The organism is Staphylococcus sp. acrmy, from assembly GCF_022690565.1.
GTDB classification, from domain to species: domain Bacteria; phylum Bacillota; class Bacilli; order Staphylococcales; family Staphylococcaceae; genus Staphylococcus; species Staphylococcus caledonicus.
Map to the genome: position 1 here is coordinate 98,153 of NZ_JALCVE010000003.1, position 17,073 is coordinate 115,225.

General features: G+C 33.6%; 13 protein-coding genes and 1 pseudogene. 3 read left to right on the forward strand and 11 right to left on the reverse strand.

Annotation, left to right across the window (positions count from 1 at the left end):
- Positions 1-162: 162 nt before the first annotated feature.
- Both zwf and FH144_RS03975 read left to right on the forward strand, forming a co-directional pair.
- A complete protein-coding gene (gene zwf / locus FH144_RS03970) occupies positions 163-1,647 on the forward strand; it encodes a glucose-6-phosphate dehydrogenase (RefSeq protein ID WP_242313825.1) in 1,485 nt (494 codons plus the stop codon).
- A 187-nt stretch (positions 1,648-1,834) separates the two neighbouring features.
- Positions 1,835-2,704, forward strand: coding sequence for an AraC family transcriptional regulator (locus tag FH144_RS03975; protein WP_242313827.1), 870 nt, complete (start codon positions 1,835-1,837; stop codon positions 2,702-2,704).
- A 504-nt stretch (positions 2,705-3,208) separates the two neighbouring features.
- On the opposite strand, the gene FH144_RS03980 is transcribed toward FH144_RS03975, so the two are convergent.
- From FH144_RS03980 to FH144_RS03990, 3 genes and pseudogenes are all read right to left on the reverse strand, one after another.
- Positions 3,209-4,855 (reverse strand): glycoside hydrolase family 13 protein, encoded by a 1,647-nt coding sequence (locus FH144_RS03980; RefSeq protein ID WP_242313828.1) that lies wholly within the window; start codon positions 4,853-4,855, stop codon positions 3,209-3,211.
- A gap of 289 nt (positions 4,856-5,144) precedes the next feature.
- Complete coding sequence (gene gndA, locus FH144_RS03985) at positions 5,145-6,554, reverse strand: NADP-dependent phosphogluconate dehydrogenase (protein WP_242313830.1); 1,410 nt, start codon at positions 6,552-6,554, stop codon at positions 5,145-5,147.
- 76 nt (positions 6,555-6,630) lie between these two features.
- Positions 6,631-7,755, reverse strand: a pseudogene (locus FH144_RS03990) (M20/M25/M40 family metallo-hydrolase).
- A 165-nt stretch (positions 7,756-7,920) separates the two neighbouring features.
- Here FH144_RS03990 and prli42 point away from each other — a divergent pair.
- Positions 7,921-8,016: a stressosome-associated protein Prli42 gene (gene prli42 / locus FH144_RS03995; protein WP_157947855.1), complete on the forward strand. Its 96-nt coding sequence runs from the start codon at positions 7,921-7,923 to the stop codon at positions 8,014-8,016.
- Positions 8,017-8,159: 143 nt separating this feature from the next.
- On the opposite strand, the gene FH144_RS04000 is transcribed toward prli42, so the two are convergent.
- The 8 genes from FH144_RS04000 to recN all read right to left on the reverse strand — a co-directional run bounded on the left by FH144_RS04000 (position 8,160) and on the right by recN (position 17,067).
- On the reverse strand, positions 8,160-8,702 hold the full coding sequence (locus tag FH144_RS04000) for an LPXTG cell wall anchor domain-containing protein (RefSeq protein WP_242313833.1): 543 nt from the start codon (positions 8,700-8,702) through the stop codon (positions 8,160-8,162).
- Positions 8,703-8,896: 194 nt separating this feature from the next.
- Positions 8,897-9,874 carry an aromatic acid exporter family protein gene (locus FH144_RS04005; RefSeq protein ID WP_198611462.1) on the reverse strand — a complete coding sequence of 326 codons (978 nt, stop codon included), beginning with the start codon at positions 9,872-9,874 and terminating at the stop codon, positions 8,897-8,899.
- Positions 9,875-9,887: 13 nt separating this feature from the next.
- Complete coding sequence (brxB, locus tag FH144_RS04010) at positions 9,888-10,325, reverse strand: bacilliredoxin BrxB (RefSeq protein WP_242313835.1); 438 nt, start codon at positions 10,323-10,325, stop codon at positions 9,888-9,890.
- Between the two features lie 93 nt (positions 10,326-10,418).
- Complete coding sequence (locus FH144_RS04015; protein WP_242313837.1) at positions 10,419-11,774, reverse strand: dihydrolipoamide acetyltransferase family protein; 1,356 nt, start codon at positions 11,772-11,774, stop codon at positions 10,419-10,421.
- Between the two features lie 12 nt (positions 11,775-11,786).
- Complete coding sequence (locus tag FH144_RS04020) at positions 11,787-12,770, reverse strand: alpha-ketoacid dehydrogenase subunit beta (RefSeq protein WP_242313839.1); 984 nt, start codon at positions 12,768-12,770, stop codon at positions 11,787-11,789.
- A complete protein-coding gene (locus FH144_RS04025) occupies positions 12,763-13,764 on the reverse strand; it encodes a thiamine pyrophosphate-dependent dehydrogenase E1 component subunit alpha (RefSeq protein ID WP_242313841.1) in 1,002 nt (333 codons plus the stop codon). Before FH144_RS04025 ends, FH144_RS04020 begins: the two co-directional genes overlap by 8 nt.
- 18 nt (positions 13,765-13,782) lie before the next feature.
- Positions 13,783-15,204, reverse strand: coding sequence for a dihydrolipoyl dehydrogenase (gene lpdA / locus FH144_RS04030; RefSeq protein WP_242313843.1), 1,422 nt, complete (start codon positions 15,202-15,204; stop codon positions 13,783-13,785).
- 183 nt (positions 15,205-15,387) lie between these two features.
- On the reverse strand, positions 15,388-17,067 hold the full coding sequence (recN, locus tag FH144_RS04035; RefSeq protein ID WP_242313845.1) for a DNA repair protein RecN: 1,680 nt from the start codon (positions 17,065-17,067) through the stop codon (positions 15,388-15,390).
- Positions 17,068-17,073 lie beyond the last annotated feature (6 nt).

Consider the following 17,073-nt stretch of genomic DNA (forward strand, 5'->3'; position numbering starts at 1 on the left):
TTTAAGGTATAATGATATTAATAAATTATTAAATTGCTCGTCTTTCATTTCATATGTACATCCTGAAAATAATATATACATTTTAGGCAAAATTGTATGAAGCGGTGTCAATTTATTTTATAATAAATTAATCATAGCAATTAAAGAATTGAGGTTTTGATCTTGAGTAAACATACTAAACATATTCCTTGTTTAATTACTATCTTCGGGGCAACCGGAGATTTAAGTCATAGAAAATTATTTCCATCTCTTTTCCATTTATTCCAACAAGACAATTTAGACGAACATATTGCCATTATTGGTATTGGACGTCGAGATTACACAAATGAAGTCTTTCGTGAACAAGTTAAAGAGTCAATAGCAACACATGTGAAAGATACTGATCAAATAGATGAATTTATGGAACATGTTTATTATTTTAAACATGATGTTAGCGATGAACAAAGCTATCATGCACTCTTAGATTTCTCTAATGAACTTGATAGTAAATATCAATTAAAAGGTAATCGTCTATTCTATTTAGCGATGGCTCCTCAATTCTTTGGCGTTATTTCTGATTATTTAAAATCAGCTGGCCTTACTGAAACAAATGGATTTAAACGATTAGTCATCGAGAAACCATTCGGTAGCGATTTAAAATCAGCTGAACAATTAAACAATCAACTACGTCAATCATTTAAAGAAGAAGAAATTTATAGAATTGACCATTACTTAGGTAAAGACATGGTCCAAAATATTGAGGTACTTCGCTTTGCGAATGCGATGTTCGAACCATTATGGAATAATAAATATATTTCTAATATTCAAGTGACTTCATCTGAAGTTCTAGGTGTAGAAGATCGTGGTGGATACTATGAATCTAGTGGCGCATTAAAAGATATGGTTCAAAACCATATGCTTCAAATGGTAGCTTTATTAGCGATGGAAGCGCCTATAAGTCTTAAGAGTGAAGATATCCGTGCTGAGAAAGTTAAAGTACTTAAATCTCTAAGACAATTAAAACCACAAGAAGTGCGTCAAAACTTTGTACGTGGTCAATATGGTGAAGGTCATATAAACGATACTAAAGTAAAAGCATATCGTGACGAAGATCGTGTAGCTGAGGACTCTAACACCCCTACGTTTGTATCAGGTCGCTTAACAATTGATAATTTCCGTTGGGCAGGCGTACCTTTCTATATTCGAACAGGTAAACGTATGAAATCTAAAACGATTCAAGTCGTAGTTGAATTTAAGGAAGTTCCATTAAATCTTTATTATCAAACAGATAAACTTCTTGATTCTAATCTTCTAGTGATTAATATTCAACCTAATGAAGGCTTGTCACTTCATTTAAACGCTAAAAAGAATATTCAAGGTATTGATACTGAACCAGTTCAATTATCTTATGCCATGGGCGCGCAAGATAAGATGAACACAGTAGATGCTTACGAAAACTTATTATTTGATTGCCTAAAAGGTGATGCTACGAACTTTACTCACTGGGAAGAATTAAAATCTACTTGGAAATTTGTGGATGTCATTCAAAAGGAATGGACGATGAATGAACCTAATTTCCCTAATTATGAATCAGGCACAAATGGTCCACTAGAAAGTGACTTATTGTTAAGTAGAGATGGTAATCACTGGTGGGACGATATTCAATAAATTTAATGTAAACTTTACAATTGAATAAGTCGAAGTATATGGGAAGACAGCTCATTTGAAGCGGTGTCTTCCCTTTTTTGAATTGTTTGTGAAAAAATTTTATGTTATAGCACACGTTAAGATGTATATTTTCTAAAAATAAGGTAAAATATGAGTTAATGATTGTAAATTTATTGGAGTGAAAGTTTTGAACGTTATCAAGCAGATACAACAGGCAATCGTATTTATCGAAGACCGTTTATTAGAGCCGTTTAATTTGCAAGAGTTAAGTGATTACGTTGGTCTTTCTCCTTACCATCTGGATCAATCATTTAAAATGATTGTAGGACGCTCACCTGAGAGCTATGCGCATGCTAGAAAAATGACAGTAGCAGCAAAAGAGATGATACAAAGTTCTTCGAGACTTGTAGATGTGGCAAAAAAATATAATTATGTGAGTTCAAATGACTTTGCGAATGATTTTAGTGATTTTCATGGTATCTCACCTATACAAGCATCTACCAAAAAAGATGAATTAAAGTTACAAGAACGTCTTTATATAAAATTAACAACCACTGAACGTGCACCTTATCCATATAGATTAGACACAACAGACGATATCGCACTAGTAGGCTACGTTCGATTTATTGAAGGAAATGATTTGTCTAATCCTTATAAAGTTCCTGATTTTTTAGAAGATTTATTTCTTGATGGTAAAATAAAAGATTTAAAAAGATATAATAATATAAGCCCTTTTGAGTTATTTGTAATTACTTGTCCTTTAGATGAAGGTGTAGAAATATTTATAGGCGTTCCGAGTGATCGCTACCCTTCTCATTTAGAAAGTAGATTATTGCCTGGTCATCATTATGCAAAATTCAATTTACAAGGTGAAATTGATTATGCTGTAAATGAAGCCTGGTATTACATTGAATCAAGTTTACAACTTACTTTACCTTATGAAAGAGACAGCTTGTATGTCGAAATTTATCCTTTTGATATCTCATTTGAGGACCCATTCACTAAAATTCAATTATGGCTACCTATTGAACAAGACGACTATGATGATTTAGATTAATTTAAAAATTTAAAGAGACTTAAAATTAAACACTAAAATGTAAGAGGCTGGGACATAAATCCTAAAATAATAGCGTAGAGATGATTCAGTACATGATTGAATCACCTCTACGCTTCTCTTTTATCAATACTTCGTATTGTTTGGCTCCCGTTCTTACTGTAATGTAAGCTATTTCCTAGGGGGGAGCGGGGAAGAAATCTAATGTAATTTCAAAGATTTCGTAGTCCCACCCCGGCAAGGTTGACTAGAAATGAAGAAAGTACAGATTGGACGCATCTTCATTTCAGACAACTACTGCCAGGTCGAGACAAGGTCTCGACACTCATCCTATTCCCTCAGGAGTCTCGCCAACAATACTATGTTATATAAATAAAGAAAATGGTAATTTCTATTGAAAACAGATAGAAATTACCATTTTACCTTTAAACCGAAATGTTTATGTCCCAGACGCTTCTCTTTTTATCAATGCTATGTTAGTTTCAGGTACATTTAAATTAAAAAATCTTAAATAGTTGCTACGAAAGCTTCGTATGGTTTAAGTGCTTTAAGGTCAATGTCAGTATGATAATTATGAAGTTTAATACCATCTTTGGTTAAATCAAATGGTAACTCTAATGAAGCATTGTCACCAGTAAGATTTCCAACTACTACTACTGTTTGACCATTAAGTTGACGTGTATAAGCGAACACTTTGTCATTATCAACATCTACTAAATCAAATTGTCCATACGTATAAATATCATCTGATTTTTTCAATTGAATCAAATCTTTATAGAAATTTAATACTGAATTGTCATCTTGTAACTGGTCTTCGACATTAATTGACTTATAATTTGGATTAACTGGGAACCAAGGTTCGCCCTTCGTAAAGCCACCATTCTCTGAATTATCCCACTGCATAGGTGTACGTGAGTTATCACGATTTTCCATCTTATATTTATCCAATAATTGATTAACATCGCCACCTTGTTCTTTGACGATTTGATATTCATTTTTAACAGCAACATCATTAAATGTTTCAATACTCTCAAATGGATAATTCGTCATACCAATTTCTTGGCCTTGATAAATAAACGGCGTGCCTTGTTGTAAGAAGTAAACTACAGCGTGACTTGTAGCAGATTCAAACCAATAATCTTTATCATTACCCCACGTTGAAACTCGACGCGGTTGATCATGGTTTTCAATAAATAATGCATTCCAACCTACACCTTCTAATGTCTTTTGCCAACGATTTAATACTTCTTTATAGGCTTTTACATCAAATTGTGAATCACCTGTGCTCCATAAGCCTAGATGCTCGAATTGGAAAATCATATTAAATTTCCCTTTATCTTCGCCGACCCATTCTTCAGCATTATCTGGATTTACACCGTTAGCTTCACCTACCGTCATGATGTCGTAATGACTTAAAGATTCGTCTTTCATTTCTTGTAGCCACTCTTGAATACCAGGTTGATTCATATCTACATCAAACGCTGGAGCATATCTTTTACCTTTAGGAACCGGTAAGTCCCCTGCTTCAAACGTCTTCTTGATATGAGTAATCGCATCGACTCTGAATCCGTCGATCCCTTTTTCAAACCACCAATTCATCATACTAAAGACAGCTTCACGTACTTCTGGATTATTCCAATTTAAATCCGGTTGCTTTTTACTAAAGAGATGGAAATAGTATTGATCAGTTACTTCGTCAAATTGCCAAGTAGACCCGTTAAAGATACTTTCCCAATTGTTCGGTTCTGAGCCATCTGGTTTAGAGTCTGCCCAAATATACCAGTCACGTTTAGGATTGTCCTTACTTGATTTAGATTCAATAAACCATGGATGTTCATCTGACGTATGGTTCACTACTAAATCTAGAATTAATTTCATGCCTTTGTCATGAACCTTTTCCAATAGAAGATGGAAATCCTCCATCGTTCCAAACTCATCCATAATAGCTTGATAATCACTAATATCATAACCATTATCATCATTCGGTGATTGGTACATTGGACTTAACCAAATCACATCAATCCCTAAGTCCTTTAAATAGTCTAATTTCTCTATAATACCAGGTAAGTCCCCAATTCCATCATTATTACTATCATTAAAGCTTCTAGGATAGACTTGATAAGCTACGGCTTCTTTCCACCAATTTTTAGTCATAATTTAATCTCCTTTGTCTTTGCACACATTTTGATATGTATTTCTATTTTTGAAAATGAAATTGCTAGGCGAATACATTAACTTGATATTTTGACTAGTTAATCGGAATATAAGTAAGCGATTTCATATATGAGTATACTCATATCGTAATAATTTAAGAAATATAAGTCAATTAACTAATAAAAATAACTAAATAAACAAACAAAATTTTATAAAAAAATGGCTGAAATTGCTAACGACAAAATCAACCATTTTAAATATTAGTATTAAACCAAGATTATAAAAACTATTACTCTTCTTCAACCCATTGTGTATGGAATACGCCTTCTTTATCTTTACGTTGATAAGTATGCGCACCAAAGTAATCACGTTGTGCTTGAATTAAGTTAGCAGGTAAGTTCTCAGAGCGATAGCTATCATAATAGTTAACACTTGCAGAGAAACCAGGCGTTGGTACACCATTACGTACGCCAGTAGCTACGACATCTCTTAATGCATCTTGATAGTCTGTAACGATATCTTTAAAGTAAGGATCTAATAATAAGTTTTGTAATTCAGCATTATTATCATAAGCGTCTTTAATTTTTTGTAAGAATTGTGCACGAATGATACAACCTTCACGCCAAATCATAGCTAAATCGCCTAATTTAAGATTCCATTCATTTTCTTCACTTGCTTTACGCATTTGAGCGAAACCTTGTGCATATGAACAAATTTTACTCATATATAATGCTTTACGAATTTTTTCTAAAAATTCTTCTTTATTACCTTCAAATTTAGCGTTAGGTCCATTTAATTCTTTAGAAGCATTCACACGCTCTTCTTTAATTGATGAAATAAAACGAGCAAATACTGATTCAGTAATGATAGTTAATGGAATACCTAATTCTAATGCGTTGATTGAAGTCCATTTACCTGTACCTTTTTGGCCAGCAGTATCAAGAATTTTTTCAACTAGAGCATCATTATCTTCATCTAGTTTAGTGAAAATATCGCCAGTAATTTCAATTAAGTAGCTTTCAAGTTCGCCAGCATTCCATTCTTTGAAAGTTTTTGAAATTTCTTCGTGTGACATGCCTAATAAATCTTTCATCATGGCATAGCTTTCTGCGATTAATTGCATATCTGCGTATTCAATACCATTGTGTACCATTTTTACGTAGTGACCGGCACCGTTTGGTCCGATATATTCAACACAAGATGCACCATCTTTAGCTCTAGCAGCGATAGCGTCTAAGATATCACTTACTTTATTGTAAGCTTCTTCTTGTCCACCTGGCATTAGTGATGGACCAGTAAGCGCACCGATTTCTCCACCAGATACACCCATACCAATAAAGTTAACGCCACTTTGCGCTAATGCTTTATTACGACGAATTGTATCTTGATAATTTGTATTACCACCGTCGATTAAAATATCATCGTCATCTAATAAAGGTAATAAACTTTCAATTGTTGCATCTGTAGCAGGACCAGCTTTAACCATTAATAAAATTTTACGTGGTTTTTCAAGTGAATTCACAAACTCTTCTAAAGAGTATGTTGGATGGATTTGTTTACCTTCTGATTCTTTAACCATTATGTCTGTTTTTTCGCTTGAACGGTTATAAACAGATACACTGTAACCGCGTGATTCAATGTTCCAAGCTAGGTTTTTACCCATTACAGCTAAACCTACTACACCTATTTGTTGAGTCATATTACTTACCTCTCTCATTCAATTTTTCAATAGTATTGTATCATAAAAACGAGAATTACTTCACTAAACTCAATCGTTATTTAGAGACTAATTCGATTATTTTAATCAATTGTTGAGCTAATTGATTTAAAGATTGTACTGAAATTCGTTCTGATGTTGTGTGGATATTTTCATAACCAACCCCAAGTATAACGGTCGGTATGCCGAATGTATTAATGATACTTCCGTCTGAACCACCGCCAGCAATGACAGTATCTCCTGTTAGACCAAGTTCTTTTGCACTATTTATCGCATATTGAGTCACTTCAGCATTATCTTCAATCTTAAATCCAGGATAGCTCTTTTCAATACGAACATGAGCTTCTTCACCTAATTCTTTAGCCGTTGATTCAAATATATCTTTCATATGAGTAACTTGTTGATTGATGCTTTCATCGTTGTGAGAACGTGCTTCAGCTTCTAAGACAACTTCGTCTGCAACAATATTAGTAGCAGAACCACCATGAAATTTGCCTATATTTGCGGTAGTGTACTCATCGATTCTACCTAATTTCATTTTACTTATCGCTTTAGCCGCAATATTAATAGCACTCACGCCTTTATCTGGTGTGCTTGCATGGGCTGTTTTACCTGTTATAGTAGTATGAATAGACATTTGTGTAGGCGCACCCACGACAGTCGTACCTACATGCTGACTTGCATCTACCGCATAACCGAACTGAGCATCAAGTTCGTTGCTATCTAATTCTTTAGCGCCTTTTAGTCCAGATTCCTCTCCTACTGTTATAATAAATTGGATTTGGCCATGAGGTAGATTATGCTCTTGCAAGTATTCAATTGTCTCAATAATAGCTGCTAAGCCCGCTTTATCATCTGAGCCAAGCACGGTAGTTCCGTCTGAATAAATATAACCATCATCGCTTACATGTGGCTTTACATTGATTCCAGGCATGACCGTATCCATATGACTTGTGAAATAAATACTAGGAATGCTATTATCTTCACTTGTGCTTGGTAACGTACAAATAAGATTGTTTGCTCCTAACCATTCTTTCTCAGAAGCATTATCTTCAACTACATTTAACCCAAGCTGTTCAAATTTATTTTTTTAAATGGGTTGAATAACTTCTTCGTGTCCAGTTTCAGAATTAATTTGGACTAATTCTAAAAATGTATCAAGTAATCGTTGACTGTTAACCATTAGTAATAACCCCTTTCTTATATAAATTCTATTCTAACTAATTTTTCACCATATCAAAACTAAATTGATTGCTATTTGTATAAAAATCATTTAAAGTATTTTTATATGTAATTAAATCGAATAAGTTAAGCTTTATCTGTGCTTAATAGTAAGGAGCGTTATAGATTGAACAATAAAGTTTTAAGAATCATCATTATTGTTATGTTAGTTGCAATTGTAGCGGCATTATTACTTACAAGTTTAGTACCACTTATGCATTAATAACATAAAGCGTTCGAATTTAAACATATCTAAGTTTTACTAAATCATGTTTTATATACGCTTTTTATATGAAAAATTAACGACTAGCCCCCTCTTTATTGAATAGAGGGAGTTAGTCGTTTTTTTAAAGAAATGATTTATTTTTATTGTTTAATACGGTTTCTATAAAATAGGAATAAGCCGACAAGAATTGAAGAAAAGGCTATGGTATTGAGCAATGTATTATTTTGAGTGGCACCAGTGTTAGGCAATACACTAGCACTATGAGTTGAAGCGTTAGCTTGAATGTTAGCTTTAGCTTCATAATGATTTGAACTATTGTCATTATTCATAGCATTGTTACTGTTAAGTTTATTATAGTTAGTTGTATTAGGGACATTATTGTTAGTAGGTACGGCATTATTATCAGTTGTATGATTAGCTTTATTTGAAGTTACATTGCGATTAAGCGCATCACCAGGAATAATAGGATCTTCAACTTCTAGAATATCATAATGAGGATTTACGTTAGGAGGAGTAAACGTCCCATCTTTATGAAGAATACCGTGATCCAAACCATTAGTAGCGTTATTGATATTACCATTACTGTAATTACGCTCAGCGGCATGAGCGCTAAACTGAGTGCTAAATAACATACTGCTCATCAAAGTTAAATTAGCTGCTTTTAAATAAAATTTCTTATTCATTTCAACACCTCACTAATATGTTTGATATAACTATATAAATATTTTATAAAATAATCAATATTTTTATTATATTTTACATCAAACAGACTAAAACTTAGTATATTAGAATTTTACTTATTACGGACAAACTAAAAAAGAGATTAAGCAACAAAACATTGCTTAATCTCTATAAATACAATTAAAACTTATCATTACTATATTTCACTATGTAACTTTAATGAACCAAAGTGTGACTTAATATTTAAATATTCTTCTAACTCATTTAATATTTGCATCATACTTGCGCGTGATTTTAAAGATTGATGAGAGCTAGGTAGAGGTAATTCGTCTAGTGTTAAACGTATCTCATACAGTGAATGTAACCTTAATGCAGTATAATCATTACTGTTTACGTTGTTACCTATCTCAGCCATTAATTTTGAAATATCACTGATTAACGGATCATCAACAGTTATTTGATGAATAAGTGGTTGAATTCTACGTAAAAGTTCTAATTGCTCCTGTCTCATATCAAAATAGTGATAATATGAATTTTCATTACGTACAAAATGATTTTTTACATCTTTGAAAGCAATTGATTTAGCTTTACGAATATCTAATTGCAATTTTTCAAAAGAGACTGTTAAATCATTATGATAATTTGTGCATGCATGACTATACGTTTTAAAAATCTCTTTAAAGCCCGTTTCAATTTCTTTCTTCAAATTGCCTAATGTTTTATCGAAGCTAGGCATAATCAAATTCATAATAAAGGCAATGCCTAACCCTACACTTAAAAGTAATATTTCATTAATAATAAGGTGAAGATTAATCGCACTAGCGTTAAATACATGGAGTAATATAACGCAACTTGTAACGACACCTTCTTGAACTTTCAACATTACTGTAATAGGTATAAATAATAAAACAATCAAACCTAAAACTAAGGCATTTTGACCAAGTAAACTGAACACAAGGGAGCCGAATAATAATATTAAAAGACATGATACGAATCGAGATACAATTGCTTGAACAGAGTGCATTTTAGTATGTTTGATACATAAAACGATAAGGATAGCGCTCGATGCATAATTATCGAGCCCCATCCATTTAGCTAAAATAACACCGAGAGTGATACCTACCGCAGTCTTAAGTGTTCTAAATCCAATTTTATAGGGATTTAACTTTAACATTGGTAAGTCCCTCTTATCTTTTTTCGCAATATTTATCGAATAAGCCTTGTAATTGATTAATAACATCCATTACATCGTGACCTTCGATTTGATGACGTTCAATCATTTCGGTAATTTTTCCATCTTTAATAAGTGCAAATGATGGGCTTGAAGGTGCATAACCTTCAAAATAATCTCTAGCTTGTTGTGTTGCTTCTTTATCTTGACCAGCAAAAACAGTAACTAATCTATCTGGTAATTTATCATAATGCAAAGCATGACTTGCTGCTGGACGAGCGATACCGCCTGCACAACCACATACTGAGTTAACCATTACTAGAGAAGTACCATCTTGTTGCAATACTTTATCTACTTCTTCAGCACTTGTTAATTGCTCATATCCTGCAGATTCAATCTCGTTACGAGCTTGATCGACGACACCATTCATATATAAATCAAAGTTTAAATCCATTAGAATCACCTTTCAATCAATTGTTATTTAATGCTATTTTACTAATTTGATAGTCATAGTTCAAATAGCTTGTCTAGTTAATTTACAGGCAAATTAATAGATGTTAGCTGTTTCGATGGCATATTGCTCGATACGTTTTTTCACTTGCGCCATAAAGCGTCCTGTTTGTACGCCATCAAGGATACGGTGGTCAATTGAGATACATAAGTTAACCATATGTCTAATCGCAATCATATCATCGATAACTACAGGTCTTTTTACAATAGATTCTACTTGTAAAATGGCTGCTTGAGGATGGTTAATAATACCCATCGATGATACTGAACCAAACGTACCCGTATTATTAACTGTGAATGTACCACCAGTCATGTCCTCTTGCGTAAGTTTCTTATTACGCGCTTTACGGGCAAGTTCATTAATTTCTATAGCTATTCCTTTAATTGATTTTTCATCTGCATGCTTGATTACAGGAACATATAATTTATCCTCATCAGCAACGGCAATAGAAATATTAATATCTTTGTGTAAGATAATTTCATTATTATCCCAAGTACTATTTAGTAATGGATTAGCTTTAAGCGCTTCAGCCACAGCTTTAATAAAGAACGCAAAGAAAGTTAAATTGTAACCTTCATTTTCTTTAAAAGCATCTTTATAATAATTTCTTGTTTTTACTAAATTAGTCGCATCTACTTCTACCATCATCCAGCCATGTGGAATTTCTGTAGCACTTGTTACCATGTTTTGTGCAATTGCTTTACGCACACCATTGACTGGTATCGTTTTACCAGAATGATTTGATTCGCTTGATGCTTTATTATTTGAAGGAGCAGATGGTATATCTTGGCTAATAGCTGTTTGACTACTATTTTGTGTTGGTTGATTTTGTGTATTTAAAGACGCAGATTGTTGTTCAGAACTTACATAAGCTTCTATATCTTTTTTAGTTACACGACCCTCAAAACCTGTGCCAGGTACTAACGATAAATCGACATTATTTTCTGAGGCAATTTTAAAGACTACGGGTGAAAATCTTCCGTTATTAGCTTGAGATGAACCTGGTGTTTGTTGTTGAGGTTGATTTGTTTCATCCTTATTTTTACCAACATTATTAGAAATGTCGTTACCTTCAAGTGCTAAATTATCATCGCCACTTAAATTGACTTCGCTTTGATTTGAATCTGTGACATTATTGTCATTTGATGAATCAGTTGAATTAGTTGTTTCAATCTTACAGATGATATGATCAACTTGAACAGTTTCTCCTTCATTAACTAGAAGTTCTGTAATGGTACCTGATACGGTTGAAGGCACCTCGGCAGTAACTTTATCAGTTACTACCTCACATAAAGGTTCGTATTCATCAACATGATCGCCTACAGATACTAGCCACTGTTCTATAGTTCCCTCATGTACGCTTTCACCTAGTTTAGGCATTTTTACGTCCATTGTATTGCCTCCTTAAAATTGTGCAAGTTCTCGCATTTTAGTTAAGATTTTTTCTGGATTCATCATTAGTTCATTTTCAAGGTTAGGAGAAAATGGCATTGATGGTACATCGGCACCAGCTAATCTTATAATCGGCGCATCAAGTTCAAATAAGCAGTTTTCAGCAATAATTGCAGAAACTTCAGACATGACACTACCTTCTAAATTATCTTCAGTTACTAATAAAATTTTACCATTACGTTTAGCACGTTCAATGATAGTTTGTTTATCTAACGGATAAACGGTTCTTAAATCTACGACTTCTACACTTACTCCATCAGCAGCTAAGATGTCAGCAGCTTGTAAACAGTAATTCACACATAAACCATATGTAAATACAGTAATATCGTCACCTTCACGTTTAACATCAGCTTTTCCTAGAGGAACAGTAAAATAGTCAGTAGGAACTTCTTCTTTTAGAAAACGATAAGCCTTTTTATGTTCGAAAAAGAGCACTGGATCATTAGATTCAACAGAAGAAAGTAATAAGCCTTTAGCATCATATGGGGTTGAAGGAATAACAATAGTTAATCCAGGTGTTGAAGCAAAGATACTTTCAATACTTTGTGAATGGTATAGCCCACCATGAACGCCACCACCAAATGGTGCACGAATAGTAATTGGGCATTGCCAATCATTGTTTGTACGATAACGCATTTTAGCAGCTTCACTAATAATTTGGTTCACTGCAGGTAAAATAAAATCAGCGAATTGAATTTCGGCGATTGGACGTTTACCCATCATTGCAGCGCCAATAGCTGTACCTACGATATTGGATTCAGCAAGTGGTGTATCGATGACGCGTTCAGCACCGTATTTTTCTTGTAAACCACGAGTGGCACCAAATACGCCACCTTTACGTCCTACGTCTTCTCCTAAAATGAAGGTATTAGGATTGTGCTCCATAGCTAAGTCTTGTGCTTGTTGAATAGCTTCAATGTAGCTCATTTTAGTCATTGTTAATACCTCCTTCAGGGTCGTATACATAAGTATAAGCTTCATCTACAGATGGATATTCAGCTTGTTCAGCATCTTTAGTTGCTTTATTTATAATTTCTTTATGAGCTTCTTCAAGTTCAGACAACCATGTATCATCAATAATACCTTGTTCAAATAAATAATCTTTGAATTTTAAATTACAATCTAAAGCTTTTAATGATTCACGTTCCTCTTTAGTACGATATGTATCATCATCGTCAGAAGAGTGAGGTGTCATACGACTCGTAACGGCTTCAATTAAAGTAGCGCCTTCGCCATTGAGGGCTCTGTCACGTGCTTCTTTCATTGCTTTATACATAGCGATTGGATCATTCCCATCGACAGTTTCTCCATGGATGCCATAGCCAATCGCTCTATCAGATAATTTTTCCGCTGCATATTGGAGGGAATCAGGCACAGAGATAGCGTATTTATTATTAATGATGACACACACAAATGGTAATTTATGTACGCCCGCAAAGTTTAAACCTTCGTGGAAATCACCTTGGTTAGAACTACCTTCGCCTACTGTAGCTGTAGCTATGTTAGATTTTTTATCCATTTTCAAAGCTAAAGCAGCACCGACTGAATGTGGTATTTGAGTTGCCACAGGAGAGCTTTGTGATAAGATTCCTTTTTCACGATGGCTAAAGTGTGACGGCATTTGTTTACCGCCCGAATTGATATCATCTTTCTTACCAAATGAAGCAAGCATCGTATCATATGGTGAAATACCCATATAAGTTACGAAAGCTAAATCTCTATAGTATGGAGATGAAATATCTCCTTCTTTCATTGCATAAGCCATTCCAATCTGAGTCGCTTCTTGTCCTTGTCCACTTACAACAAAGGGGATTTTTCCAGCTCTGTTAAGTAGCCATAAGCGTTCGTCGACTTTTCTTCCTAAATCCATCCATTTATAAATTTCTTTAAGGTCTTCTTCTGTAAGGCCGACAGATTTATAATCAATCATCCTATAATTTCCTCCCTATTAAACATGAATTGCTCTATTTTCTATTTTTAATCCTAATTCCATTAATACTTCTGATATTGATGGATGAGCATGCGTAGTAAGACCTAATTCTAATGCTGAACCATTCATAAATTGTAAAAGGGCTACTTCATTGATAAGTTCAGTAACGTGAGGGCCCACCATACTTATTCCTATAATGTCGCCATTATCTTGGTTGGTAACCACTTCACAAAATCCACGTTGTGTAGAATTATCTTCAATTACAGCTTTTCCATTTGCGTTGAAAGGAACTTTGTGAGCTTTCACATTCAGACCTTCTTCTTTAGCTCTATCAATATTGAGCCCTATCGAAGCTATTTCCGGATATGTATATACGCATTTAGGCATTGTATTATAATCAAGAGAAACCGGAGCTTCATTAAACATATGTTCAACCGCTATGACACTTTCTTTAGATGCCACATGTGCTAATTGTAACTTTCCAATACAATCACCGGCAGCATAAATATGTTTATCTTCAGTTTGCTGATATTCATTAACTAATATGTATCCAGCAGTATCTTTTTTTATCTTAGTATTATTTAACCCAATATCATCTGTATTAGGAGTACGTCCAATTGCAACTAAAACTTTTTCGACATTAATTTTAGTCTCGCCAATCGTAATAGCAACATGGTCGCTACCAATTTCGTAAGCGTCTTCGTTTAATTGACAATTTTCAAAAAATTGTACCCCTCTAGCTTCTAATTTTTCTTTTAAAAACTTAGATATTTGAGTACTCTCAGTTGGTAAGATACGGTTTCCTGCTTCAATAACTGTAACTTCTTTTCCTAAATCAATAAGTAAAGAAGCAAATTCTAATCCTATTACACCGCCACCTATAATCGCAACACTCGATGGTAATTCCGACATTTCTAGTAAATCAGTACTAGAAATAATTTGGTTATGATCAAATTCTAAAATCGGCAAACTTTTAGGTGCGGAACCAGTAGCAATAAGTACATTTTGGTTAGGTAATAAATCAGACTCTCCATTACTATATCCTACCGATATTGTTCCACTTTGAGGTGAAAATATTGAAGTACCCATAATACGACCCGTGCCGTTATATACATCAATATGATTCTTCTGCATAAGACTATTAACGCCTTGATACATTTGGTTAACAATTTCCGATTTACGCTCCATCATTTTAGAAAAATCTATTGTAAAGTCGTTGATGTTTACTCCAAAATCAGATGAATGACGTACCGTACGTGTCACTTCTGCAGATTTTAATAATGCCTTAGTCGGGATACAACCCTTGTGTAAGCAAGTTCCACCTAACAATGATTTTTCAACTATGGCAACTTTTTTACCTAATTGTGAGGCTCGAATAGCGGCTACATATCCTGCTGTTCCTCCACCTAATACAACTAAGTCATATTGCTTTTCAGACATATGCTTACTCCTAACTACTCTAAACTTAGTTTTAGGCTAGGACATCATCTTTTAATACTAATCAAGCTTTAGATGATAATGCCCCAACCTACCAATATAATTCATACTTATTTATTTTACATCAAAAAGTTTTATTAATAAATTCATAAACTGATCCTAGTTACTTATGTTATTAATAGTGTATTACTTATTACGATTATTTTGCGCTATCATTTCTTTAGCATTTTCGCGTGTTAACTCTGTTACACTCGCACCCGAAATCATTCGAGCAATTTCATCAACTTTGTCATCATCTTCAAGTTCTTTAACTTGAGTTGTTGTACGATCATCCGTTGAAGCTTTGCTAATTAGTAAATGGTGATCACTCATTGATGCAACTTGAGGCAAGTGAGAGATGCAAATAACTTGAATATATTCAGCTATATCGCGCATCTTTTCTGCCATTTTCTGAGCAGCTTGACCTGAAACCCCTGAATCCACTTCGTCGAATAAAATAGCAGTTTGACCACGTGATTGGACGAATATACTTTTAAGGGCGAGCATAATTCGAGACAATTCACCGCCTGAAGCAATTTTATTAAGACTTTTAAGTGGTTCGCCTTTATTAGGACTAATTAAAAATTCTACAAATTCTATACCATTAATTGTAGGACTTTCTAAAGGTTGGAATGAAATTTCGAGGTTCGCATCTTTCATTTGTAAGTTTTGTATTTCCGCAACTATATGATCTCTCAAAACAAGTGCTACTTTACGACGCTCATCAGATAGTTTCTTACCTTGCGACATCACTTGTTTATAAAGTTGAGCGATTTCATCTCTTAGTTGTGACGTACTTTCTTCATAATTTTCAATTTTAGCAATTTCATTTTTTAATTTATCTTGATAATTGATTAATTCGGAAATATCTTTTCCATATTTTCGTTTTAAATTATTGAGTAAATTCATTCTAGACTCTAATTCGTTCAATGTTTGCTCGTCAAACTCTGTATTAGACATTTCGTCATACAATTCGTGTTTTGCATCTTCAAGTGTGTAATAAAACTGGTCTATGTCTTCTTTTAATTTAGTAAATTTATCAGGCAGAATTTCATCAATTGATTGTAGATGATTGCTCAATTCATATAATCTATCAGTTATCGCATGTTCATCTGTTAAAGTAAGATGCGCATTATTTAGAGCTAAGCTTAATTTTTCAGAATTTTGAATTCTACGGATATCTACTTCTAATTGTTCAGCTTCGCCCTCTTTAAGTGATGCTTCCGTTAACTCTTCATATTGGAATTTCATTAAGTCTAGACGTTGAAGTAATGCTTGGTCAGCTGACTCAAGTTCTTCCAATTCTTGTTTTTTATTTTTATATTCATTGAAAATATGTTGATATTTCTCTTTAGTTTTTAAATATTTCTCTTCGGCGTAATCATCTAATAGTTTAAGATGATATTTTTGTTTTAATAGTGTCTGAGTCTCATGTTGACCGTGAATATCTAGAAGTTCTTGCATAACTTTCCGCAAATCTTGAAGTGTAACGATTTGATTATTTAATCTGCAAATACTTTTCCCAGAGCTAAAAATTTCTCGCTTAACTAATAAGAAATCTTCATCGATATCAATATCTAAATTGTGAAGTACTTCAATAGCATCCTTACTATTATCAATATCAAAGATACCTTCGATAATCGCTTTCTTCTCACCATGCCTTACATAGTCAGATGAAGCACGCACGCCAATCAATTGACCGATTGAATCTATGATGATAGATTTCCCAGAACCGGTTTCACCACTTAACACAGTTAACCCATCTGAAAAATGAATTTCTAATTCATCGATGATTGCAAATTGTTTTATTGATAAGGTTTGTAACATGGAAAC